This window comes from Solibacillus sp. FSL W7-1472 (assembly GCF_037969775.1).
Taxonomy (GTDB): domain Bacteria; phylum Bacillota; class Bacilli; order Bacillales_A; family Planococcaceae; genus Solibacillus; species Solibacillus silvestris.
Genome location: NZ_CP150208.1, coordinates 1,376,723 through 1,401,142 on the forward strand (window position 1 = coordinate 1,376,723; position 24,420 = coordinate 1,401,142).

21 protein-coding genes are annotated in these 24,420 nt (G+C 37.8%); 13 read left to right on the forward strand and 8 right to left on the reverse strand.

What is annotated here, in order from left to right; translation table 11 throughout:
• Positions 1 to 34 precede the first annotated feature (34 nt).
• The 3 genes from MKY07_RS06715 (at position 35) to MKY07_RS06725 (ending at position 3,370) form a co-directional block, all read left to right on the forward strand.
• The gene (locus MKY07_RS06715; RefSeq protein WP_014824282.1) at positions 35 to 1,936 is read left to right on the forward strand and encodes an ATP-dependent DNA helicase; all 1,902 of its coding nucleotides are present in this window, start codon (positions 35 to 37) and stop codon (positions 1,934 to 1,936) included.
• A gap of 244 nt (positions 1,937 to 2,180) precedes the next feature.
• Positions 2,181 to 2,483, forward strand: a complete 303-nt coding sequence (locus tag MKY07_RS06720) for a transposase (protein WP_014822792.1) — start codon at positions 2,181 to 2,183, stop codon at positions 2,481 to 2,483.
• Positions 2,480 to 3,370: an IS3 family transposase gene (locus tag MKY07_RS06725; RefSeq protein WP_311774937.1), complete on the forward strand. Its 891-nt coding sequence runs from the start codon at positions 2,480 to 2,482 to the stop codon at positions 3,368 to 3,370. Before MKY07_RS06720 ends, MKY07_RS06725 begins: the two co-directional genes overlap by 4 nt.
• 222 nt (positions 3,371 to 3,592) lie before the next feature.
• On the opposite strand, the gene MKY07_RS06730 is transcribed toward MKY07_RS06725, so the two are convergent.
• From MKY07_RS06730 to MKY07_RS06740, 3 genes are all read right to left on the reverse strand, one after another.
• Positions 3,593 to 4,057: a chemotaxis protein CheX gene (locus MKY07_RS06730; RefSeq protein WP_008404839.1), complete on the reverse strand. Its 465-nt coding sequence runs from the start codon at positions 4,055 to 4,057 to the stop codon at positions 3,593 to 3,595.
• 311 nt (positions 4,058 to 4,368) lie between these two features.
• A complete protein-coding gene (locus MKY07_RS06735) occupies positions 4,369 to 4,821 on the reverse strand; it encodes an NUDIX hydrolase (protein ID WP_339264163.1) in 453 nt (150 codons plus the stop codon).
• A 72-nt stretch (positions 4,822 to 4,893) separates the two neighbouring features.
• A complete protein-coding gene (locus MKY07_RS06740) occupies positions 4,894 to 5,883 on the reverse strand; it encodes a S66 peptidase family protein (RefSeq protein WP_339264164.1) in 990 nt (329 codons plus the stop codon).
• Positions 5,884 to 6,028: 145 nt separating this feature from the next.
• Here MKY07_RS06740 and glsA point away from each other — a divergent pair, with 145 nt between their 5' ends.
• A complete protein-coding gene (gene glsA / locus MKY07_RS06745; RefSeq protein WP_339264165.1) occupies positions 6,029 to 6,949 on the forward strand; it encodes a glutaminase A in 921 nt (306 codons plus the stop codon).
• Between the two features lie 52 nt (positions 6,950 to 7,001).
• Here glsA and abc-f read toward each other — a convergent pair whose 3' ends face one another.
• Entirely contained in the window at positions 7,002 to 8,462 is a 1,461-nt protein-coding gene (gene abc-f / locus MKY07_RS06750; protein WP_339264166.1) for an ABC-F type ribosomal protection protein, read from the reverse strand.
• Positions 8,463 to 8,937: 475 nt separating this feature from the next.
• On the opposite strand from abc-f, the gene MKY07_RS06755 reads away from it, so the two are divergent.
• From MKY07_RS06755 to MKY07_RS06770, 4 genes are all read left to right on the forward strand, one after another.
• Positions 8,938 to 9,675: a DUF2087 domain-containing protein gene (locus MKY07_RS06755; RefSeq protein ID WP_339264167.1), complete on the forward strand. Its 738-nt coding sequence runs from the start codon at positions 8,938 to 8,940 to the stop codon at positions 9,673 to 9,675.
• Between the two features lie 11 nt (positions 9,676 to 9,686).
• Positions 9,687 to 10,034, forward strand: a complete 348-nt coding sequence (locus tag MKY07_RS06760) for a DUF6176 family protein (RefSeq protein WP_339264168.1) — start codon at positions 9,687 to 9,689, stop codon at positions 10,032 to 10,034.
• Positions 10,035 to 10,256: 222 nt separating this feature from the next.
• Positions 10,257 to 11,306: a YeeE/YedE family protein gene (locus MKY07_RS06765; RefSeq protein WP_339264169.1), complete on the forward strand. Its 1,050-nt coding sequence runs from the start codon at positions 10,257 to 10,259 to the stop codon at positions 11,304 to 11,306.
• A 13-nt stretch (positions 11,307 to 11,319) separates the two neighbouring features.
• Positions 11,320 to 11,544: a sulfurtransferase TusA family protein gene (locus MKY07_RS06770; RefSeq protein ID WP_008404823.1), complete on the forward strand. Its 225-nt coding sequence runs from the start codon at positions 11,320 to 11,322 to the stop codon at positions 11,542 to 11,544.
• A 460-nt stretch (positions 11,545 to 12,004) separates the two neighbouring features.
• On the opposite strand, the gene MKY07_RS06775 is transcribed toward MKY07_RS06770, so the two are convergent.
• Positions 12,005 to 12,919, reverse strand: coding sequence for a LysR family transcriptional regulator (locus MKY07_RS06775; RefSeq protein ID WP_339264170.1), 915 nt, complete (start codon positions 12,917 to 12,919; stop codon positions 12,005 to 12,007).
• A gap of 189 nt (positions 12,920 to 13,108) precedes the next feature.
• On the opposite strand from MKY07_RS06775, the gene MKY07_RS06780 reads away from it, so the two are divergent.
• Positions 13,109 to 15,028: a penicillin-binding transpeptidase domain-containing protein gene (locus MKY07_RS06780; protein ID WP_339264171.1), complete on the forward strand. Its 1,920-nt coding sequence runs from the start codon at positions 13,109 to 13,111 to the stop codon at positions 15,026 to 15,028.
• Positions 15,029 to 15,105: 77 nt separating this feature from the next.
• Here the strand turns inward: MKY07_RS06780 and MKY07_RS06785 are convergent, their stop codons facing one another.
• Both MKY07_RS06785 and MKY07_RS06790 read right to left on the reverse strand, forming a co-directional pair.
• A complete protein-coding gene (locus tag MKY07_RS06785) occupies positions 15,106 to 15,831 on the reverse strand; it encodes a metal-binding protein ZinT (protein ID WP_339264172.1) in 726 nt (241 codons plus the stop codon).
• Between the two features lie 95 nt (positions 15,832 to 15,926).
• The gene (locus tag MKY07_RS06790) at positions 15,927 to 16,937 is read right to left on the reverse strand and encodes a DUF2332 domain-containing protein (RefSeq protein ID WP_065217188.1); all 1,011 of its coding nucleotides are present in this window, start codon (positions 16,935 to 16,937) and stop codon (positions 15,927 to 15,929) included.
• A gap of 111 nt (positions 16,938 to 17,048) precedes the next feature.
• Between MKY07_RS06790 and MKY07_RS06795 the strand changes: the two genes are divergently transcribed.
• Positions 17,049 to 17,933, forward strand: coding sequence for a LysR family transcriptional regulator (locus tag MKY07_RS06795; protein ID WP_339264174.1), 885 nt, complete (start codon positions 17,049 to 17,051; stop codon positions 17,931 to 17,933).
• Positions 17,934 to 18,189: 256 nt separating this feature from the next.
• Here the strand turns inward: MKY07_RS06795 and MKY07_RS06800 are convergent, their stop codons facing one another.
• Positions 18,190 to 18,651 carry a DUF2691 family protein gene (locus tag MKY07_RS06800; RefSeq protein WP_339264175.1) on the reverse strand — a complete coding sequence of 154 codons (462 nt, stop codon included), beginning with the start codon at positions 18,649 to 18,651 and terminating at the stop codon, positions 18,190 to 18,192.
• Between the two features lie 334 nt (positions 18,652 to 18,985).
• On the opposite strand from MKY07_RS06800, the gene MKY07_RS06805 reads away from it, so the two are divergent.
• From MKY07_RS06805 to MKY07_RS06815, 3 genes are all read left to right on the forward strand, one after another.
• Positions 18,986 to 22,597 (forward strand): dynamin family protein, encoded by a 3,612-nt coding sequence (locus MKY07_RS06805; RefSeq protein ID WP_014824269.1) that lies wholly within the window; start codon positions 18,986 to 18,988, stop codon positions 22,595 to 22,597.
• 14 nt (positions 22,598 to 22,611) lie between these two features.
• Positions 22,612 to 23,412: a sulfurtransferase gene (locus tag MKY07_RS06810; RefSeq protein WP_339264176.1), complete on the forward strand. Its 801-nt coding sequence runs from the start codon at positions 22,612 to 22,614 to the stop codon at positions 23,410 to 23,412.
• A 143-nt stretch (positions 23,413 to 23,555) separates the two neighbouring features.
• The gene (locus tag MKY07_RS06815; RefSeq protein ID WP_014824268.1) at positions 23,556 to 24,362 is read left to right on the forward strand and encodes an MBL fold metallo-hydrolase; all 807 of its coding nucleotides are present in this window, start codon (positions 23,556 to 23,558) and stop codon (positions 24,360 to 24,362) included.
• Positions 24,363 to 24,420 lie beyond the last annotated feature (58 nt).

Here is a 24,420-nt window from a genome sequence, read left to right on the forward strand (position 1 = left end):
TTTCTTCCGCCTCATATTGAGGGGGAACATCCATTTGAGAAAATCTTTACCTTTTGAACTTTCAAGAGAAAAAACTTTCTTTGATTCGTTAGGTGATTGGCTCGGTGACGTATTATATGATGAGCTACCAGAACGAGGATTTGAATGCCGTGACGAACAAATATTCATGGCCTACCAAATAGAGCAAGCTTTAAAAGAAAAGAATGTATTATTTGCGGAAGCGGGTGTAGGAACAGGAAAAACAATTGCCTACTTATTACCGGCCGTATCATATGCGCGTTATACAGGAAAACCGGCATTAATTGCCTGTGCTGATGAAACTTTAATCGACCAGCTCGTAAAAGAGGGCGGCGATATTCATAAACTTCGTGATGTATTAGGACTTGATATCGATGTCCGTCTTGCAAAATCACGTGACCAATATTTATGTTTAAAGCGTTTTGAAGAAGCGGAAAAAACTGAAACGGAAGATTGGATTGATGATATTGCGTTTTCAATTCCGGATGGTGTGTATGCACAAGGCAGTATGATTGCGGTGCAGCCATACGGGGAGCGCTCGGATTATCCGTTAGTGACAGATGAAGACTGGGAGAAAGTAAACTACAATTCAATTATGCAATGTGCGGTTTGTGATTTACGTAATCGATGCGGTCAAACATTGCATCGTGCCCATTACCGTAAATCGACGGACCTTATTATTTGCTCGCAGGATTTCTTAATGGAACATTTGGCGACTAAGGAATCACGTGAGCGTGAAGGACAATTGCCGTTATTACCGGAAGTTTCAATGATGGTGCTTGATGAAGGACATTTACTTGAATATGCAGCTCAAAAGGCATTAACGTATAAAGTTCAGGCTTATACGATTGTCGAGTTATTGGAACGATTAATGGTAGATGGTGTCCGTGAACGTACTTTATATGCGATGGAACATTTACAAGATCACCATGAACTGTTTTTTGACCAGTTGCGTGAAGATGTCATTAAGTCAGAAGAAGAACGTAAACGTATTGTGAAATCAGAGCGATTGATCCAGTTGGGCGAACAGGTTATTGCAAATGTCGACCAATTGCTGGAAGAATTCGTTTTTGAATCGGAACTCTATATGATTCCTGAATATGAGCTGAATATGGCAGAAGAATTTTTAGAGCATTATGTTGCGGCAATTCGTATATTTGTTGCACAAGGTGATGCTGTTGATTGGCTGGAGGACACGGATGGCGAAGAGACGCTCGTCATTATGCCGCGCCTAATTACCGATGTCCTTTCCGAAACATTATTCTCGAAAAAAATGCCAATCGTGTTCTCATCGGCTACACTTTCGGTGAATAAAGATTTCAGCTATATCGCATCAAGCTTAGGCATCGAACAATACCAAAGCTTCAGTGTCCCATCACCGTTTGATTACGAAGAAGTAATGAAGATTTATTTACATGAACTTTCTCAATCTGAAAAAACTGCAAAAGTAGAGCAGCTTTTAAAAGATGATAAACAAACGTTAATTTTATTTAAATCAAAACAGGCAATGAATCACTTTAAATCAAATGTAGGTTTAATGGAGCGATTGAATATCGCATTTGAAGGCGACCGTGAGCTTTCTGCAATCGTCCGTGAGTTCCAAAACGGTGAAGTGAAAACATTATGTTCCTATCATTTATGGGAAGGCTTGGATTTACCGGAAGAAGCGTTAACGCGTGTTATTATTTTCGACTTGCCATTCCCGCCGCATGATCCATTGTTTGATGCAAAACGTTCATTTGCACAAAATCCTTTTGAAGAAGTGGAGTTACCATTCATGCAGCTTCGACTTCAACAAGGAATGGGCCGTTTAATTCGTACATCGAATGACCATGGTGACATTCATATTTTATTAAATAATGAAGAAGTAAAAGTGAAACCAAACTTTGTAGACATTTTGGCAGTAGAGCCACAATAGTATTACTTAACCCGTTCGTTTATTCGAACGGGTTTTTTGTTTGTTAATTTCTTGGGTGGCCGTTTTTCTAATAAACGTAATGGGTGTTCTAATATAATGCTGATTTTCTAAAAAGCAGATCATATTTTCTAAAATGGGTTCGACAAGTTCAAATAAACTAGTGAATTGTGAGGTTAGTATAAAAAATGGACACGTCTTAAGAGACACTTTAAGATTAAGATATCTAAAAAAGGACGTGGAACCGATGAAAGAAAAACAAACTCGAAAGCGATTAGACGCACAAACAAAAGAATACATTTTAAAGTCTGTTTTAGAAGATGGCGCAAAAGTTTCAGATCTGGCATTTAAGTTTGAAATTGGGTCTTCAACGATCCATAAATGGATTAAAGATTATCGTGAATCGAAAAATCAGGATGTCACACGATACTTTACTTCTAGCGAAGTAGATAAGTTGCAGGCAGCGTTTGATAAGAAGTTACGTGATTTGGAAGAAGAGAATGAAATTCTAAAAAAGGCTATGCACATCTTCGCGAAAAACCCCGAGTGATTTATGCATTCATTGAAAAGCATAAAAACGACTTTGGCATTGCGATGATGTGTAAAGTATTGATGGTTTCAAAAAGCGGTTATTATGATTGGCGTAAAAAACAGATACAGCCCTTATCGGAAAAAGAAGTACGTGATACAGAAATTGCCCATCAGATTCATCGATCGTATGCGAGGAGTTTTGGTACATACGGTAGCCCTCGAATTGCGCAAGACTTAGCGAGTTTAGGTTATGTCTGTTCGCAAAAGAAAATTGCGAATATGATGCGAAACCTTGGGTTAAGTGCCGTAATCCCGAAAACTGTTCAACGAACAACGGATTCCAATCACCATCAATTTATTTATCCGAATCTAGTCAAACGTCAATTTCAAGTTAAAGAGAAAAATAAAGTATGGGTCGCAGATATAACTTATATCCGAACACTGGAGGGGTGGGTGTATCTTGCGTCCATCATGGATTTATATTCTCGTAAAATTGTCGGCTGGGCCATCGCAGATCATATGGAAGAAACATTAGTAGATCAAGCCTTGAAGCATGCATTAGCAGTTCGAAAACCCGAGAAGGGATTAGTTCATCATTCAGATCGAGGCGCACAATATTGTGCCACAAGCTATACAAGCACTTTAAAAGAACATGGGATTAAAATTAGCATGAGTCGTAAAGGAAATCCCTATGACAATGCGTGTATTGAATCCTTCCACGCCACAATCAAAAAAGAATGGATCTATCGTCACCGTTTCGAATCCAAAAAAGAAGCACGAAAGAGCGTGGAGTCATATATCGTAAACTTTTACAATGAACGACGACGTCATTCAACAATCGGTTATTTATCACCAAACCAATTTGAGAGAAATCAACAGGATTCTGTTTGTCAAAATGCCTCATAAAGTTCTCTTACAGGGTTTTCATCCCTCCATGCCCAGGTCTGGGCATGGAGGGATGAAAAGCAGAGCAACCGAAGGGCGGTAGCAAAAAAAGTCTCTTAACGTTTGTCCGAAATATTGACGGAAGACCAATTGTTCTGATAAAGTATAGAGATGTTCTAATAGACTTAAATTTCTTCAAATAAAAAACCTTTCATTGAAATAGTCAACAAAAGGTAATATTAATTACTCGTCTTCTTCAGTATCGATTGTATAGAGAATAACAAAATCTCCAATACCTTCTATTGTTGCGGGTATTTTAAATGCTTGCTTAAAGCCATATAATTTCGTATGTCCAACCATCACGGTAGGTGGCGTAATATCAAGCTCCAAATCATGTTGGACCGTGTATGTACATAAATTACCGGCAATCATATTGCCGAGTTCCCCTGTAAAAGATTCCAGCATAGCACCTTCCAAAGGCATTCCGAACATTGCAGAGCCGAGTGAACTAAATTTTTCCGGTGTACCATCAATGATAATGCGTCCTTTAATATCACCAACTAATCCTATTAGCACACCCATCTCAAGTTGTTCATACGGTTCATTTATGATGGAAGGAGATTTTACATCTATAATCATAGGTAATATAGTTTTTAGTGAATTTATTGTCCCGTTTAAAATAGTTTGAATATGCGTCGAATTACTCAATATTTATTTCTCCTTCCTAGACTTTTAATTCATATTAACATGTGGCTTCGGTATATGTATAGAACAAATTTAAAAGAGACTGTATTGACAGACAATTTCAGAGCATATATAATGAAAATGATAATTATTATCAGTGAATAGGGCGGTGTTTAAAATGTTGTATACTTTTATTGGGGCAACAGTAATCGTTTATGTAGCAATTGGAAACTATGTATTAAAAAATGTAGCGAATTAGAAAGTAAATATTAAAAATTATTCATCGCATTGTCACATAGACAATGCGATTTTTATGTGGAAGCTAAACATTTAGGTCAATTAATAGTTTCCAAATATTTTTGGATTACTATTTGATCGGGAGGGCTGATTTTTTCAGGCAGAGCACTGAAGGGGAAAAATTTTAAATCTATTGCTTCATCTGAATCAAAACGTAATGTACCGGAATAATCATCACAAATATATGTTGTTGCAACTATATATACTTCATCTCCATGTGGATATTGATAGTATAATTCTTTGCCGGAGAATATACCAAACTGTTGTAGACTATGTGCTGTAAGTCCAGTTTCCTCGTACATTTCTCGTATAGCGACTTCTTCCAATGTTTCACCTAATTCCATTGATCCACCTGCAAGTCCCCAGCATCCATTATCCTTACGAAGCTGCATTAGTAATTGCCTTTGTTTATTTAAAATAATCACGCAGGCACCCACCATAATAATAGGTGTAGTGCCAATTTTTTTGCGTAGATTCATTATATAGCTCATTGAAATTCTCCCACTTCCATTGGTTATTTTTACAATAAACGTTTCATACACAAAATAGGTTGCGTTAATTTACTAAAGCCAATGTTCAATACAGGTAATCGTTTGAGTGATTGTATCGAGACATATTTTTTTGCCGATTGCTAAAGGAAACATCGGATGGGTATGGGCACAGTCGACATCGGCAAGTATAGGAATTATTTTTCCATCCAACTGTTCCAATAACAGATCAAGCGGCTGTTTACCGGTTCCTTCATCATCAAAGAGCTCATGTTTCCCGAGGATTATACCTCCAACTTTGTCAAAGATCCCGTGCAGTTTCAACATGGCCAAATTCTTTTCTACAGTTGACGCACTCTTTAAAGAATCCTCAATCAATAAAATATCGCCGTTTTTAATAACAGGAAAATAAGGTGTCCCGATGAAGCCATACATTGTATTATTATTGCCGCCAATTAGTCGTCCTTCGACAACACCTTCATGAAAGCTAATCCATTTATTTGAATAGAGTGTTTTTGGCTTCTCATAAGTTAGCCAGTTTATCATTTCATCTGACCAGACAGGTGACATTGGAATCGTATACTGAACGCTTGGTTGAGAAAAATAGTGTTTGAAATAATTGTAAGTTTCATGGACAAGCGGCTCAAATTCGCCAAATGACGGGATGAGTGCAGGGCCATAATATGTAGGTATATTTGTTTTTGCGAAAAGGGCCAATAGAATTGCAGTAGTATCAGAGTATCCGATCACAATTTTCGGATTATTTTTAAACGCTTCGTAATCGATATAGGGGAGCAGGCTATTTGAATTTGTCCCACCGATTGAGGACATGATCATTTTAATCGAAGGATCTCTTAGTAGTTGATTGAATTCTTCAGCTCGTTCTTTTGGCGTACCTGACCGATAACCATCTTGTTTACCTGTTAGATTTCCCTCTATAATATGAAATCCTTTTGCCTGTAAAAATTCTTTACCGCGATCGTAGCGTAATTTTGCGGTAGAGGTTGCCGGGACAGAAGATGAAAAAATACCAATTTTATCTCCTCGTTGCAATGGTTGAAACATACAATCACCTATCTTTGCTAATTTATAGTTTTCGATATATGTTAAAATTATACAATATATTCGAATGGAAAAAAGGAAATAATAAATATAGCGTATATGATAGAAAATAGGGAGGTGAGCAGCTAGTTACAGCAACTAGTGTCCAATGAATAAATTACAAATGATTTATGAACAGGCAAAGCAAAGGACAGATAATGGTCAGGTCGCATCTTATATACCGGCGCTTGCTGCAGCAAATGGTGATTTATTTGCTGTAAGTTTACTAAGTGCAGAACATGAAATCGAATTAGGGGATTGTACAGAAACTTTTACGCTTCAAAGTGTCGTGAAAGTAATCAGTTTTATGGTTGCTGCTAATTATCACGGGATAGAGGAAATCATGCACTATGTTGATGTGGAGCCGACAGGAGATTCATTTAATTCGATCGTCCGCCTGGAGAGCCATAATAATAAGCCGTTCAATCCGATGATTAATGCAGGAGCAATAACAATTGCCTCGTTACTTCCAGGTGAGACAATGTTCGAAAAAGTGAAATCTGTGACGACTTTTTTAGAACAAATTATCGGAAAGAAAGTGCATATTAATAATGAAGTGTATTTTTCGGAATACCAGTCCGCTGATTATAACCGCGCAATCGCCTATATATTACAGGCGAACGGTTTTTTGAAATCCGATGTGGAAGAAGCGCTTCAAGTGTATTTACAGCTTTGCTCGATTTCAGTAGATGTATCGGATTTAGCGAAATTAGCATTTTATTTTGCGACAAATGGAAAAGAAAGTGAAGCTATTTGCAATAAGGGAGTCATTAATATTGCGAAAGCATTAATGATTACATGCGGAATGTACAATGCGTCCGGAAAATTTGCGGCATTCATTGGATTACCAGCCAAAAGCGGAGTATCCGGTGCAATTATTGCCGTTGTGCGTAATGCAGAAATTGAACAGCTGCAAGGGCCAATTGGAATCGGCATCTATGGACCCGCAATTGATCAAGTCGGCAATAGTGTGGCGGGCATCGAGTTTCTGATGCATCTGTCAAAGGAATATGATTTGTTTTGTTTATAGTACAAAAAGGAACATTCCATCATAATAGATGAAGGAATGTTCCTTTCTTAATTTAATGATAAGGGATGAGCTCAATAACTTTCGTTGCTGTATTTTTTACGAATGTTGCATCATGCTCCACGAATAATAAAGTCGGTTTAAAGTGAGCGATCATTTTCTCGATTTGTTGCTGGTTAAAGACGTCCAAATAGTTGAGCGGTTCGTCCCAAATATAAAATTCAGCTTCGAGTCCGAGCGACCTTGAAAATTCGACTTTCTTTTGCTGACCCATGCTCATCTTTTCAATAGGCACCTGAAAAACATCACGGTTAAATCCGAAAATACGTAAATTGTTCAAAAATAAGGTGTAGTCGATTTCATGATCCGAAGCAAAATCCTTTAATATCCCCCGGTTATCCTCATAATTTTGGCGAATTATACTTGTGCTCAACCCTTGCGGCATCAGTATTTCGCCATTAGCGGTACCGGAAAATGTTCCTTGTAAAAATTGAACAAGTGATGTTTTCCCGCTGCCGTTCGGTCCGACAATAGCAACTTGCTCTCCTTGGAATAGTTCAAAGGAAATAGGATGGAACAGCGGTTGGTCACTGTAACTTAACGTAAAGTTTTTCATTCGAAGCACAGGATTCCGATGCTTATATTGACAGTTAATCGTCAAATCGCTTACCGTCTCGATATTTTTTAACAGTTTCGTTTTATCTTCAATTTTCTCCTGTGTCCGTTTTTCAATCGCCTTTGCCCGTTTATTCATGCGCTTTGCAATGGCATTCCCAAATGGATCATTGCCAGAAGGTTTTTCGCGTTGCGCGGCCCAGTTCGATTTTTCCCGCGCCGTTTTTTGCAGGCGATTTATTTCAGCATTTAATGAGCGATTTTGCTCTAGTTCAAACTCATCCTGCAGCTTTTTTTCCTGTTCATAGATGGAGAAATTCCCTTTGTATAGGCTCAGCCGGCTTTTTTCAATCGCCAAAATATGCGTCACTACTTCATTGATAAAATGCCGGTCATGACTGACGACAATAAAGCCTTTTTTCTTTTTCAAATAGTTTGCCACAATGGATCGGCCTATCGTATCCAGGTGATTCGTCGGTTCATCGAGCAGCAAAAAACGGTTTTCTCCACAAAAGACGGCCGCAAGCATTACTTTCGTTTGTTCACCGCCTGATAATTGCTCAAAGGGCGCCCATAGCAACGATTGATCAAGCGACAAAAGCCGACATTCCCGCTCTAGCTTCCATAGCTCTACAGGCATTACTTCATCAATTGCGTAATACGTACTAACTTTTGAATTACGAATGGCAAGGGGAAAATATTGAAATTCTTCGTCGCTCGTAACCGTTCCGCTGTAAGGTAATTTGTTTTGCAGTAACCGCAATAAAGTTGTTTTTCCACGACCATTGCGTCCTATTAGTCCGAGTTTCCAGGAATTATCGATCGTTATATTAATGTTGTTAAATAATGGTTCATCCAGCAAGTCATAGCTGAACGATACGTTTTTCATTTCTATCGGCATATATGCATACCCCCAAATGTTGATTTGAAAGTATACGCATTCACAAAGATATCGATATATAAAAAATCCTTCTGAAAAAGTCAGAAGGATTAGTATTCATACGTAAATAAGCCTTTAAGTTCGCTAAAGGAAGTATAAATGGGCAGACTAATCCTATTTTATGTGAAAATGCGTATACATTTTACGTGTAAAATAGAATTATTTATCCATCAGCCATTCAACTTCCTTTCCAGTAAATTACTAGTAGTATGGCATAGATTGATTGGAATTTCAACCCTCTTTATTTCTGTAACAAATAACTCCAGAGTGCATTGACCTCCGAAAAACCTGTCTTGAAGCAAATTGGCTTTACTTCAAGGATACAATAAATCCGATTTTCCGCGAAGAAAATGAAAAAGGTGAATTAGTTATATTTAATAAACAAAAAATAAAAATGTTTACAAATACAATAACATATATTATAAATGTTACAGAGGTGATATTTTTGGAAATTCAAAATATTTCAACGGAAGCACTTATAAAAGGATATGAAATGAAACAGGAACGATATCAATGTTTGTTTTGTGGAGAATCCTATCATTTGGATGAAGTTTTTCCTTACGACGAACGTTTTCTAACAGCGGAAGGCATGATTAAAAAGCATATTGAGCGTGCACATATTTCATCATTTCACGCTTTGCTTGCTTTAGATAAAAAAGTAAGCGGATTGTCAGATGTTCAAATTGAAATGATGCAGCATTTTTTCGAAGGCAAAACAGATCAGGAAATTGTAAATGATAGCAATGTTTCAAGTGTATCAACAGTTCGCCAGCATCGGTTTAAACTTCGCGAAAAGGAAAAACAGGCAAAAATTTTTGTTGCACTTATGCAGTTAATGAAAAACCCTGAACATTATCAGATTCATAAAGGAGCGAGGCAAGTGGACGAACGTTACAGTATTGAACAGAAGGAACGAGAAAAAGTGCTGACTACCTATTTTAAAAACGGATTGGACGCCGGGATTGAGACAATTCCAAGTAAGGAAAAGAAAAAGCTTATTATCCTGCAGCATATTTTAAAGCGTTTTGAAGAGGGTAAACATTACCATGAAAAAGAGGTAAATGAAATTTTAAAGACTGTTCATGATGATTTTGTATCGCTGCGCCGTCATCTGATTGAGTACGGCTTTATGGAGCGCAATGACGACGGTTCGGAGTATTGGGTGAAAAAATAGGGGGGCACGAGATGAAGGTGGAGTTGACACGATATCGTGTGAAAGAAGGGAAAACTTCCAAAGTTATGGAATGGCTTGATTTTTTAAACAATCATATGGAAGATGTACTCGTAACACTGGAGGGGGAAAAGATGTTTGTGGAAACAATTTTTCATGAACATTTGAATGGTGAAGAATATTTATACTGGTATTCTGTGCAAGGAAACGGTGGATTGGATGTAGAAGATTCCGCACATTGGATCGATAAAAAACATCTGGAATACTGGGATGAATGTATCGATGAAAGTTTTGGTTCGGTTGATTTAACAACAAAAGTTGTAATGATTCCTGAAAAAGTTCGGGCTAGTATGAACGATTAACGAAGCCGTTACTCATGATTTCAGGAAAAGGAACTTTAAAATAGAAGTGATTGTTGTTGAATATCCTTTAATAAAAATCGTTCATTTCTGTCCTTTAAACAAGAAAACCGACTAAAACTATATGATTATCTTAATATCAATCAAAATACTTGTATTATAGTAGTATTATATTATATTATATCCCTATTGATAAACTTGGTTTTATAAATAGGAGGAATTATTTTGTTGCAAATGGCAATTACGGGTATCCTTTGTGGTGCTCTATTAGGTTTTGTGATGCAACGTGGACGCTTCTGTTTAACAGGTGGTTTCCGAGATATGTACATCGCAAAAGATAATCGTATGTTTTATGCTTTACTAGTAGCCATTGCAGTTCAAGCGGTAGGTGTATTCCTACTGATTGAGGCAGGGGCGTTTGAATATACAGCAGGTCAGTTCCCATTATGGGCAACGATAGCAGGCGCATTTATTTTCGGTATCGGGATTATTTTTGCAGGCGGTTGTGCTACAGGTACTTGGTATCGTGCAGGTGAAGGCTTAATCGGAAGTTGGATCGCCTTAGCATTTTACATGTTGATGGCAGCTATTATGAAGTCAGGTCCATTAGCACAATTTACAGTTGATGCACGTACACCGGTAGTAGGTACTGATTCAATTGCCGATACATTTGGCATTAATGTCTGGTTTTTAGTCATTCCATTTGTTGCATTGGTGGCGTTCATTGTTTACCGTGAATTACGCAAACCACGTGTGAAAATTCCAGGCTTGAAACCTAAGAAAACAGGCTTGGCACATATTTTATTTGAAAAACGCTGGAATCCGTATGTGACAGCAATTTTAATCGGTTTGATCGCAACATTGGCATGGCCTTTAAGTGCCGCATCAGGACGTATTTTCGGTTTAGGGATTACAACACCTTCAGCGAACATTCTGCAGTTTTTAGTAACTGGGGATTTAGATATCATTAACTGGGGTGTATTCCTTGTAATGGGTATTTTATTCGGTTCATACTTTGCTGCTAAAATGAGCGGTGAATTCCGTTTACGTACACCCGATACAAAAACAGTTGTACGAAGCTCTGGCGGCGGTATTTTAATGGGATTCGGCGCAAGTCTTGCAGGCGGCTGTTCAATCGGGAACGGTCTTGTTATGACAGCTATGATGACTTGGTCGGGTTGGGTAGCTTTAGTATTCATGATTTTGGGGACATGGACAGCATCGTACTTCGTATTTGTGCGTCCATCAAAAAAACGTGCAGTAGCGCGTGCTTAAGGAGAGAATTAATATGAAAAAAACATTAGAAGTTTTAGGGATGGTTTGTCCGTTTCCGTTAATCGAAGCAAAAGAAGCAATTAAAGAATTAAACACAGGCGATGAGCTGGAAGTGCAATTCGACTGTACTCAAGGCACGGAATCAATTCCACGCTGGGCAGCAGAAGACGGTCATGAAGTGACAAACTACGAGCAGTTAGGCGAAGCTTCTTGGACAATTACAATTAAGAAAAAATAATTTTAAGACTGTGGGGCAGCATCTCGATTTTTGAGGTGCTGCTTTTTTTTATTCGGTTAGGGAGGAGCGGGGGATTAGTTGGCTTTGGTTTTTTATTAGAACAATAGGGATGTTTATTAGAAAAAGTCGGAGTGATATAAGAAAATCTACCATAGAGGTTAGAAAAAAAGCGTGCCGACTACTATTTTTCGGCGGGTGCGATAGAAAAGTACTTGGCTTGGGATTTTATTAGAACAAAATAGCGGTTATTAGAAAAAGTCGAAGAGATTTTAGAAAATCCCAAGGTGATATTAGAACATCCGAACACTTATTAGAAGAACCGGGTGATATTTTAGAAAATCGGCATTTTATTAGAACAAATAAAAATATATTAGAAGATTTCCAAATATATTAGAAAACCGCCCAACTACAGCCGCTCTCCGCTCTTAATAAAAGACAAAAGGGACTACCGAATAGCCCCTTACAATGAATTGGCGGAAAAAGACAACTGATAATTTGTCAGCGCAGGTTCCAATAAATCAAGAAATGCTTTAAAAGCAGGAGATTGCAGGCGCTCCTTTTGATAGATCAGCAATGTTTCTCTTTCCAGTAAAGGATGCTGAATGATATGAGCTTGCAGTTTATCCGACACATGAAGGTCAAACAATGTTTTGGCTACAATCGTTCCACCAAGACCTTGCTCGACAAATTGAAAAATAGCGGGAATGCTCGATGTTTCAAACTTCGGCTCAATCGTTAACTTGTCCGATTTAGCCGCTGCATTTAAAATTCGCCGGCACAGGTGAGCATTTGGAAACAAAACAAGTGGTTCGTTTAGAATGTCACGCAATTGTACGGGTTCATGTTGTGCAGCGTTGTCTTTGCTTTCTATATAACAGAACTGTTCAGTGTATAAAGGGATTTCCACAAACTGCTCATCGTAGTTTTCAATCAGTGGTGAAAACGAAAAGCCGATATCGATTTTATTGTTCTTCAATAATGTATGAATATCTTCACCGGAAGTAACGGTTACTTGTATATGCGGAAATTTATGCATGAACTTTAATACTAAATCTGACACAATATTGGTCAATTCACCGGGCAATGCGCCAATACGAAGAATCCCTTTTTCAAGTGAAGCCAATTGCTGCATTTGTATTTTCGTCGTATGCAATGTTTGAAAGATTGTTTGTGCTTGGCGGTAAAGGATCTGACCAGCTTCCGTAAGGGTGATTTTCTTGCCGATCCGGTGAAACAATGGGGTATTTACTTCATTTTCGAGCACTTTAATTTGTTGACTTAAAGTTGGCTGTGCAATATTAAGCCGTTCAGCTGCTCTTGTGAATTGCATCTCTTCACATAACATTAAAAAATACTCTAACTGTCGTAATTCCATTAAGAACGCCTCACTTTATTATAGTTATAAACTATCATATATATGTATTTTATAAGATATATCTATTGTAAATTATATATAGATAAATAGAAAGATGAGTATTTTAAATTTTTCTAAGTAACGGTTTCACTTATTGTTGCTTGAATAGAAATTCGCTTTTATTCATAACGTGAATATTGAGGTGATTTTTTGAAGTGGATTTCAACTATTTCTAAAAATAGATTGAGGTTAATCTTTGCGGCTTTTATACTTTTCGGCGTTATCGTTTTTATAAGACTGTTTTATGTGCAGGTTATTCAGCATGATAAACTAACTGAACTTGCAAAAACGAATTGGGATCGGGAAATTCCGTTTACTTCAGAACGGGGAGAAATTACGGACCGTAACGGTGAAGTTATTGTTACAAACGAATTGGCTCCAACACTGTATTTCATGCCAACACAGAATGATAATATCGAAGAAGCTGCAAATCAAATTGCAGATGTGCTAAATTTGGATGCAAAAAGATTATTCGAAAAAATGAATTCTAAAAGTTACCTGGTCAAACTTGCACCAGAAGCGAAAAATATTTCATACGAACAGGCGGTTAAAATTCAGGAATTGAAAATTGACGGACTCTATAGTGGTGTAGATTATGACAGGAGTTATCCGTACGGTAACTTGTTATCCCGACTAGTCGGATTTACTGGATATGATTCACAAGGACTTGCAGGAATTGAATATCAATATGATAAACTATTAACTTCAAAAGATGCAGCGATCAAGTTATTTACGGATGCAAAAGGGAAGGCATTACCCCATGTGAATGATGAATGGCGAGAAGGGAAGCAAGGAGCAACGGTAGGTTTAACAATTGATTTAGAAGTTCAGAAAGTAATAGAACGGGAACTGTCACAAGCTATGACAAAATATAATGCGGAACAGGCACTAGCTATTGCGATGAATCCCAAAACTGGTGAAATTTTAGCACTTTCTTCATATCCTACATACGATCCATCAAAGTTTGAAGAAGTAGAATCATCCATTTACAATCGAAATTTGCCGGTATGGATGACTTATGAGCCAGGGTCAACCTTTAAGATTATAACATTGAGTGCCGCTGTTGAAGAAAATGTAGTGGATCTGGAAAAGGATACTTATTTTGATAAAGGTTACACAATGGTGGAAGGTGTGAGACTTCGCTGTTGGAAACGCGATGGTCATGGAGAGGAAACGTTTTTACAAGTCGTGGAAAATTCCTGTAATCCAGGATTTATCGAGCTTGGGCAACGAGTAGGTGCTGACAAGTTAATGAAGTATATCAAGAATTTTGGGTTCGGTAAAACAACAGGTTCTAATATTGCCGGAGAAGCGTCTGGTATTTTATTTTCTGAAGAGGCATTTGGACCAGTTGAACATGCCACCACTTCTTTTGGGCAAGGTATTTCGGTGACACCAATTCAACAAGTTCAAGCAGTTGCTGCTGCGGTAAATGGTGGAAAACTGTTTACACCGTATGTTGTTTCGAAAGTTTATAATCCGGAAAGTGGAGAAGTGGTTATCGAAAATAAACCGAACTTAAAACGTAATGTGGTTAGTGAGGAAACTTCTAAAATAGTAAGAGATGCGCTGGAGTCTGTTGTAGCAAATGGGTCAGGGAGAGCTGCATACCGGGATGGACTTCGAATCGGAGGGAAGACGGGAACTGCTCAAAAAGTCGAAAATGGACGTTATAAAGATGGGGACTATATTGTATCATTTATTGGTTTCGCACCAGCAAATGATCCGGAAGTTGTCGTATATGTTGCGGTTGATAGTCCAAAAGGAGAATTGGTATTCGGCAGTACAATTGTAGCGCCGATTGTTGGACAGATTATTGAAGATATTGCACCTATTTTGGGAATAGTAAAAGATCGGGAAGGTCAATTAGAAAAGCAATATCGTTGGGGTGATAAAATTACAGAGCGTGTACCTGATTTAGTAGGTGTACCAGTTAATGAAATTATGGAGTTGGAATATCCTTATCAGGTCGAAGTACATGGTGAAGGTGAGACAGTAAAAGCGCAGTTACCGGAGCCTGAAAGTGTATTGGAGCTGGATGGCACTCTTCATCTTTATTTAGAAAAATAGATAGATAAATTTATTGAAAACAACCATTTCCTCAAAGGGCAAATGGTTGTTTTTTTGCTGATTTCTAATGAACTATATTAGTGGGCTATCATCTCGTGTGCAATCTCATGGCCATCCAATTGCGAAGGGTAATAGGTTGGCCAATTCGTTACTTCCTTTAATAAGGCTTCACGGTCATTACCCCAGTAGATGTGGTAATGCCCCGATTTTTGAGGCGCAATAATATGATCACTGAACTGAATATAAGCAGGTACTCCTTTTTCATCTCCCACATGTTTAAAAATAAACCGGACTCCGCGATTACCTTTTTCATACGTTAAAATTTCAAATCCATCATATTTATATTCTCCTTTGTGGGCGTGACCGTGATCATAAAATGTAACAAAATTATCCTCTATTACAATACGGTCGGTAGTTGTTTTATAGCCTATTTCATAATAATCTTTAAACTCCTCAAAGCTTTTGCTGCCATCCTGGGAAGCCTTATGTTCAAATACTTCATCTAATGTGCCATCCTGCAAATAAGGATAGACCGATTGCCAGTCACCGGCCCAATCGCTTAATGGACGATCTTGTACTTGTTCATCTTCGAAATAGCCGTTGTAAATTTCTTTTTGTTCCTCGTCGGATTCATGCTGATGTTCATGGTCATGCTCGTGTTCTTGTTGATTTTCATGTTCTTTTACAGCTTCTCCCTTTACTTCAATAGAAGCCTTATTTTCCTTTTCGTCGGAACTTTCTGCACAACCTACCAGCATGAAGCTAAATGCCAGCATACTTAACCAATTTAATTTCCTTTTCATAACTTACCTCCTAAATAGTAACTGTTACGATTTATAATATTATATAGTTGACCCTTGCTTGTCAATGGTAATCGTAATAATTACTATTTAAGGTTTTAATTCCAGCTGAAAAACTTCCCATGCCCGTCTGTATCTTTTAGTGATTTGACGGTTTGAATTACACCACCGGCAATGTAATCCACATATAAATCAGCATCATCCATATTGTTATAAATGTGATAAATGCTTTGAATATGGCTTAGTTGCTGCAGCATTGTCAGCAATTCCGTTTTTAATTTTGCGGGAAACTGATTTGCCACATGTGTGTGGAAAATAATAATCTGGCTACCTTTAAATTCATGAGTATCAAATAAAGGGGGAATAAGCTCTCTAAAATCACCAGTTAGTAAAAGCTTTGAATATTGCCGGTGAATCGCCCTTGCTTTCTCTAAATTTTCTTTCCGTATAATTTGTTCAGGCCAAATTAAACTTTTCAGCCATAAATATTCTTCGGAATCTTGTAAATCTATAATATTTAAATCGATTCCAATGCGGTATAAAATGTCCAAGTTTTTTACAGAAGTTATAGAAGTGCCGTAGTTTTTAGCAAAAAGAGTGAGAGGGCTATTTTCATTACCAAATGAGATCTGCGGTTCTTGTTCGATTTCATACCGATACCCGTCTAAATTAAGCAAAAGTCCTGCACTTGTACCGATTTCCAATAATGTTAACGGAAGTTCCACTTCTTTGGCTATTTCCGAGAAAATCGGGAAAAGATAGCTGGCCCGCTGTACTTCATTTGTTTGAACGGATTTTGTATGAAACAACTGCAACAGTTCATCTGAATGTGTTAAACAGAAATCGATGAGTAATTGAAAGCTTGCTTCCAAATCCACTTCGAAAGGACTTTCGAATATTCGTTTCAAAGGGGTTTCTTTTTGTACTGATAAATACTGCACAGACCCGAAAAATAAATTAGGCTTTGGCTGCGTCTCCGGAATATGCATAATGAGATTTAATAGTTGCTCATTTGTCATAATCCTTTTACACCAATATTCGTAAAGTTGACTATTGTTTTTGGCTTCATGGCTGGCGAAACGTCCGAAAGCGGCGACTAGTTTTTCCATTTGAAACACCTCATTTCGTGTATTGCTTACAGTGTATAATAGACTTACAATTAACGGAATTAATGAATTTTAATGTATTTGATTATTAATCTTAATAAGAGGGTGATGAACATGGATATCAAGTGGCTAAAAACATTTATAGCAGTTGTCGAAGAAGGGAGCTTTCGAGCAGCAGCAGAAAAACTGTTTATTTCTCAACCAAGTATCACTGTACATATGAAGTTATTGGAGGAGCATTTACGGGTTCAATTGTTTCACCGGGAACATACAAAGGTTAAGGTATCTGCAATTGGCGAAAAATATTATCCTATGGCCAAAAAACTTGTGGCTCAAATAGAAGCGAGTACAAAAGAAATTCACCTTGAAACACTAAATCCGGCTGTTCCATTAATAATTTCAGTTTCACCCGCCTTGCTGTATACGAATCTATTAGATCGAATACATGATTTTATTGAATTGCATCAACAATACATTGTAGAAATTGTTATGGAAGATCAGGTACAGTTAGAAAGTGCAATAAAAGGACAACAAATAGATGTAGCACTAGGTTTACACAAATTTATTTCTAAAGAGTTTCATTCGGAGCGTATTGACCGTTCACCATTAAGACTGGTATATTCTTCTAAATTACAGCTCATGGAAAAGCAGTTGGATTTACAGCTTAAAGCACTTTTTAATGAGCATCCGCTTTATATAGGTTATTTAAATGAACATATTCCTGTAGTTGAATGGTTAAATAACGAGTACGAGATAAAGAAATTCAACAAAATAAAGGATGTTATTTTTGCTATAAAATTAATTAAGGAAGGTTTAGGTATCGGGCTATTGCCTGAAAGTTTAATTTCAGAGAAAATTGAAGCGGATTTATTAAGGGTAGTGGATATAGGTCCGATCGGGACTATTAATCCAGTTGATATTTATATGAGCCACTTAAGAAATTCTATTAAAATTATTCCTTTGACGAGTTTTATCCGAAATAGTTTACTGGAAAATTGAGGAGAGGGGAGCATAGTTTGTTTTTTAAAAAAATGACAGACATTGAAAAAAGAAATAGTAAAAAAGCTGCGCAGTTTGGATTTTTCTTTTATTAGGTTACCCTACTTGCACATTCTATCTATTCATACATAAACAATGCTGTTTTAAATAGTTCATTTTATATTTTAATGGCGGGACTGGTCATCTTTTTTATTTGTGAATTTATATTTAATAAAAAAAGGTAAAACAAATAGAAATTATGGCGTCACATATTTATTTAAAATGAGGTCAATGTTGTACGAAGGTCATTCTCATCCGTAATGTACACTATATTTTCGTACCTATTCTGAACCGCTTTTCTGTAAATCCGTTCAGTTACATGTTGATCTTTTACATAGATCGTTACATAGGCACTATCAACAATTAAAAGAACGATTTCACACTGGCAATTAAGGAACTCTTCATATGTAGCAATGTCCTGCACATGTAATTTATCTTTAAATGCTTTTAAGTCTGCAAATAGTACATAATAGTCTTTTACGGAAATTCGGGTATATAGTTCTTCACCGGTATATATACAAGGCTGCGGGAACATGGCCTCATCCAACTGATTATTTTCAATATAATATGCTTCTTCGGCTTCTGATTTCCAAAAGTAATCCCTTATGTCGATAGCTTCTAAAATTTCATATAAATATCGGCCATGCCGGTTCGGTATCTCAAAGGATAAACCTCTCATTGCTTCGTCATCTCCTACTTCTCAATTGTTTAAATAAGTCCCCCATTTACTGCTCCAATCTTTTTATTTTCTCATTATACTGATATTATGTTGGGTAATGATGAGTTTTTGTGATTTTTAATAAAACGGACATGATGATACGTTTAATTGAGTATAATAACCTGGTTATTCCGAAATACCAATTCAATTAAGGAAAAGTCAATATTTAACGAAAATATGCACAAAACAATAATTTTAAAAAAATACTAGCCGATTTTATTGACTGGGCATGGTACTATAGAAATGTGACGAATTTAAGGCAAAAAGATATAAATTGATATAAAGGGGTCGTAATATGACGATGTTTGACGAGAAAATTCAGGGATTGTTACAGCAATCGGCATTACAATACATAATTTATAAAGAAAATGAAGATACAGAACGAATTGAAAAGCTCCATCTGTTTGCACGAAAGCTTTTACAAAAGGAATTTGTCATCGGTTTTGCCGGTCACTTTTCCGCGGGTAAATCGAGTATGATCAATGCGCTGTCGGGGGAAAACATTTTAGCGACAAGCCCAATTCCGACAAGTGCGAACATTGTTAAAGTGCACAAATCGGATGAAGATTTTGCGATTCTTTATTTGCATAATGAAAAGCCGGTAAAGTTTGAAGCGGGCTATGATATTAAACAAGTAAAAGAATTGAGCAAAAACGGCGAATTGGTATCACAAATTGAAATCGGACATAGTACTTCAAGCTTGCCTGAAGGGGTAACTGTTATGGATACTCCGGGTGTTGATTCAACGGACGATGCACATGCGATGAGTACGGAGTCTGCCTTGCATATTGCCGATATGGTGTTCTACACAATGGACTACAATCATGTGCAATCTGAGCTGAACTTCCAATTTACAAAACAGTTGATGAAATACAATCCGAATGTGTATTTAATCGTCAATCAAATTGACAAGCACCGTGAAGCGGAACTTTCGTTTGAAGATTTCAAGCAATCCGTTCATAACTCATTTGCGGCATGGGGTGTTTACCCGAAAAATATTTTCTTCACATCATTACGTGAAAAAGAGCTTCCGAACAATGATTTTGATCAAGTGAAAAAAATCGTTATGGATTCGATGAATGACTGGCAGGAACAGCTGATTTTAACAGCAGAAAATACACTGACAAAGCTGCAGCACGAGCATGAAGCGTATTTGGAAGAGGAGAAGCAAGACCGCTTCACAACATATGCTGAACTCGTTTCTGAAGATGACTGGCAGCACCGTGATGATATTTTAGAGCAATATGAAAAACTGACGCGTCAAACAGAACTTTTCTCGTTTGATGTATTTGATATGCAGTTTGATGAAAAACGTAAAGACTTGCTTGCAAATGCTGCAATTATGCCGGCGGATGTCCGTGATAAACTGCGTGCCTATTTAGAAAGTCAACAAGATGACTTTAAAGTAGGCGGACTGTTTACTGCGAAAAAGAAAACAGCGGAAGAGAAAGCACGTCGTCAGGAAGATGCATATGCAGGCTTTAACCATGTTGTCCAATCACAAATTACAGGTCATATTAAAGCATTGATGAAGCAAGCGTTAAAAGATGTCGGTGCATTGAATGACGAACGGGCAGCAAGTATTGATAAGAAGGAATTTAATTTCCCGTTCTCGATTATTGAAGAACAAGTTCAAAAAAGCGCGGTTATTACAGGAGATGCGGTACTAAACTTTGCGAATCGAGTTTCTGAGGCGACAAAACGATACTTTGTCCAAACAACAGATGCATGGAAACTTGAACAAAAAGAAACATTGGAGCAAGTAGCGCGTGAAGCGGCAGCGCCTGTTAAACTGAAAATTAATGCAATGTCCGAAAAAGTGAATGCGCTTCAGCATATTATGCAAATCGAGAAATTCCAGGTGTTCAACAACACATTAATGAAACAAGTTTCCAATGAAATTCGCGCAGAATCCAAAATTTATTTGGAAAATTGGAAGCGTGAACATGAGCAGGCATTGAAAGATATTCGTCCCTTTGATGAATCGATGCTGCAGTTAAAAAATCAGGAAACAGAAATTGCTGCTGAACAAACAGAGGAAAAAGCGGGAACAGGATTAAATGTTGACACGGTAACGGAAAAAGCATTGAAAACAGCGCATATTATTAAAGATGTACAAGGCTTTAAAGAAGTATCGAGCTTCCTGACAAAAAAAGTGGAACGTCTGCAAAAACGTGACTTTACGATTGCCTTATTCGGTGCATTCAGTGCGGGTAAATCAAGCTTTTCGAATGCTTTGATGGGAGAGCGTGTATTACCTGTATCACCAAACCCGACGACAGCGGCAATCAATAAAATTCGTCCTGTCACACCGGAACATCCGCACGAAACAGCAGATGTTCATCTGAAAAATGAAGCACAGCTACTTGAAGATATTCAAGGCTCATATGCAGCAATTGGCATCCAAGTATCATCTTTGAAAGAAGCGTATGATCGTGCAGAAGAAGGATTGGCTGTTCCATTAACAGATGAGCGCCTGAATGTTCATAAATCCTTTATCCGTGCTTATTCGGAAGGTTATGAAACATTCATTACAAAACTTGGAACGACATTACGGGTTAATCGTCATGATTTTGAAAAATACGTGGCGCAGGAAAACCGTTCTTGTTTCGTAGACAATATTGATTTCTACTTTGATTCACCACTTACGCGTATGGGTGTAACGTTAGTAGATACACCAGGTGCAGACTCGATCAACGCACGCCATACAGGTGTAGCGTTCGATTACATTCGAAATGCCGATGCCATTCTTTTCATAACATACTACAACCATGCATTTGCAAAAGCGGACCGTGAGTTCTTGATCCAATTAGGTCGTGTTAAAGATGCGTTTGAACTGGATAAAATGTTCTTTATCGTGAATGCCATTGACTTAGCTTCGACAATGGAAGAAGAGGAAGAAGTAAAAGGCTATGTTCGTTCAGAACTTCAACGCTTCGGTATCCGTTTCCCGAGACTTTACGGAGTATCAAGTTTACTGGCATTAAAAGAAAAGCAGGATCAGCTCGAACATCAGTCGGGTATGGCACCATTTGAAGATGCATTCCACCACTTCCTAAATGACGAACTGATGGGTATTGCGGTTCAGGCATTACAAGAAGAAGTGGATAAAACAGAAGCACGCCTGAATGATTTAATTACACAAACAGAAGAAAACTTGAAACGTAAAGATGAACGACTTGAAGAATTGGCTCATTTGGAAAAGCTAGTACGTTCCAAATTCCAGACAACCCAAACAGCGATGATTGAAAGTGAGACAAAGCAAGAACTGGATGAACTGTTATATTACGTACTGCAACGTGTGTACTACCGCTATCCGGACTTCTACCGTGAAAGCTACAATCCGTCCACTTTTGCGCAAATGCCGGCACAGCAAGCATTGCAAACTGCATTAAAAGAAGTGCTGCAGGCGTTAAGCTTCGACTTCGCTCAGGAGTTGCGGGTAACGAATTTCCGTTTAGCACAATTTGTCGAGAAGAAAATGAAAGAACTGTTCAAAGAGGAAGCGCGTGAATTAAAAGAACTAAACCCAAGCTTCGCGTTTTTAAGCTATGAATCAAAAGAACCTGAAATTTTGGATTTTACAGGTCCATTTTCAGATCCGGCACCATATGAAGTGGTAAAATCCCACTTTAAAAATGTAAAAGCATTCTTTGAAAAGAATGAAAAAGAGCAATTGCGTGATGCGCTGGAGCAACTAACAAAACCAAATGCGCAAAACTATCTGGATATGGAAAAAGCTAAAATAATGGAGTGGGCAGCAAGCCATATCGCCATTGAAGCAGAAGGATTGCGCCAGCATATGCTTGAACAGGCAGTCGAGCAGATTGAGACAGAACGTTTATTACTTCAGGAAGAAAGTCGCTTAGCTGTTTGGAAGGATATTTACGCGCAACTACAAGCGTAAGGAGGATCTTTTTAATGACGAATATTTTTGTGACCGCAAATCGAATGGAAAGAACAGGTCGGTTGATCGATACAAGATTTGATATGAGCAATGTAGAGTCAGGCAGAAAGATGTATGAAGAGAGCCATATTGAAGGGGCGATATACTGGGATTTAAATACCGATCTGTCGGATTTATCGAAACAAGAAGGGCGACATCCGCTTCCTGAGAAGGAGCAGCTTCAGGCTTTGTTTGAAAAGCACGGTTTAAATTACAATGATGCCATCTATATTTACGATCAAGGGGCGGCAGCAAGTGCAACACGCGCCTGGTGGATATTGCATTATGCAGGCTTCAAACATGCCTATGTCGTTAATTGCGGTTTTGAAGCACTGAAGGAAGCAGGATTCCCTGTAACGACAGAAGTACCTGTATTTAAGGAAAGTAATCTTGATATACAGTGGAATGATGATATTTTATTAAAACGTCAGGATATTATGCATATTATTGAAGGCAAGCGAAAAGCGACATTAATTGATGCCCGCGCACCGGAGCGTTACCGTGGTGAAACAGAGCCGTTTGATAAAGTGGCAGGACATATCCCAACAGCAAAAAACTATGATTGGGAACAGTTGCGTAATGGCTCTGAATTGGTAATTACGTCTTCTCTCCTCAAGGAAGTTCCAAAAGATGAGGAAGTAGTTGTGTACTGCGGGTCAGGTGTTACTGCTACACCGGTATATACAGTATTAAAGGAAGCAGGCTATCAAAATATAAAAATTTATATGGCAGGCTATAGTGATTGGGTACATCATCACTCTGTCGAAAAAGGTTGACACTGCTTAACAGGCCGTTATGTAAACAAGTTTTACATAACGGCTTTTTGTCGTACAAAAATTTAACAAAGAGTTGGGTCTAATTTCCAATATTTGTGATAAAGTGGTATTGTAGAAAAATAACGGTCAAAGGAGTGAGAAATGTGTTATTTAAGAAAAAAATAGAGCTGAGCGAAAAGAACGGCGTGAAAATGATCAATGGATCTGTCCAGTTTCAAGCGGTTTATTTAAATGTACATTGTTTTGAAGTGGACGGTATCCTAATTGATACAGGTTCTGCATCGCTTCTTAAGCAGTTTAAGCCCTTTTTTGAACAGATGGACGTTGACCGGATTATGTTGACTCATTATCATGAAGATCACTCCGGAGGCGCTCATTTTTTACAAAAAGCATATAAATTGCCGATATTTATGCATCCGCTCAACATAGAAGAATGTAGGAAGAAGGCAAGCTATCCTTTATATCGTAAGCTTTTCTGGGGGGCAAGGCTGCCGTTTCTTGCACAGCCTGTCGGAGATTCTTTTTCATCTAGAACGACGAATTGGAAAGTGATTGAAACTCCCGGACATACAGAAGACCATGTTGCCTATTTGAATGAATCGACAGGTCAACTCTTTACAGGTGATCTGTATGTGACACCGAAAACAAAAGTCGTCCTGCGTGAAGAAAGTATTCCTCAAATTATCCGATCGCTGGAGAAAGTATTAACGTATGACTTTCTTGAAGTGTATTGTAATCATGCGGGATATATCGAAAACGGAAGAGAGGCTTTAATGCGAAAACTTCATTACTTAAAAGAGCTAAGTTATAAAATAGAAATGATGAACGAAGAAGGCTTGACCACTTCTGAAATTACAGCACAGCTTTTCAGTAAAAAGTATCCGATTACAAAACTGTCTTTAGGTGAATGGGACGCAGCTCATATCGTATCTTCTGTCCTAAACAAATAAGGAAATAGGATCATCGTCTAGTAAGTAGAAACTTACTAGGCTTTTTTTAATGAAAATT

Bases quoted from the DNA above. Each gene is read 5' to 3' on its own strand.
- MKY07_RS06775 (WP_339264170.1), bottom strand. From the start codon at position 12,919: ATGGAATTACGACAGTTAGAGTATTTTTTAATGTTATGTGAAGAGATG.
- MKY07_RS06720 (WP_014822792.1), top strand. From the start codon at position 2,181: ATGAAAGAAAAACAAACTCGAAAGCGATTAGACGCACAAACAAAAGAA.
- MKY07_RS06785 (WP_339264172.1), bottom strand. From the start codon at position 15,831: ATGAAAAGGAAATTAAATTGGTTAAGTATGCTGGCATTTAGCTTCATG.
- MKY07_RS06800 (WP_339264175.1), bottom strand. From the start codon at position 18,651: ATGAGAGGTTTATCCTTTGAGATACCGAACCGGCATGGCCGATATTTA.
- MKY07_RS06735 (WP_339264163.1), bottom strand. From the start codon at position 4,821: ATGAGCTATATAATGAATCTACGCAAAAAAATTGGCACTACACCTATT.
- abc-f (WP_339264166.1), bottom strand. From the start codon at position 8,462: ATGCCGATAGAAATGAAAAACGTATCGTTCAGCTATGACTTGCTGGAT.
- glsA (WP_339264165.1), top strand. From the start codon at position 6,029: ATGAATAAATTACAAATGATTTATGAACAGGCAAAGCAAAGGACAGAT.
- MKY07_RS06790 (WP_065217188.1), bottom strand. From the start codon at position 16,937: ATGGAAAAACTAGTCGCCGCTTTCGGACGTTTCGCCAGCCATGAAGCC.
- MKY07_RS06805 (WP_014824269.1), top strand. From the start codon at position 18,986: ATGACGATGTTTGACGAGAAAATTCAGGGATTGTTACAGCAATCGGCA.
- MKY07_RS06810 (WP_339264176.1), top strand. From the start codon at position 22,612: ATGACGAATATTTTTGTGACCGCAAATCGAATGGAAAGAACAGGTCGG.
- MKY07_RS06760 (WP_339264168.1), top strand. From the start codon at position 9,687: ATGAAGGTGGAGTTGACACGATATCGTGTGAAAGAAGGGAAAACTTCC.
- MKY07_RS06795 (WP_339264174.1), top strand. From the start codon at position 17,049: ATGGATATCAAGTGGCTAAAAACATTTATAGCAGTTGTCGAAGAAGGG.
- MKY07_RS06770 (WP_008404823.1), top strand. From the start codon at position 11,320: ATGAAAAAAACATTAGAAGTTTTAGGGATGGTTTGTCCGTTTCCGTTA.
- MKY07_RS06740 (WP_339264164.1), bottom strand. From the start codon at position 5,883: ATGTTTCAACCATTGCAACGAGGAGATAAAATTGGTATTTTTTCATCT.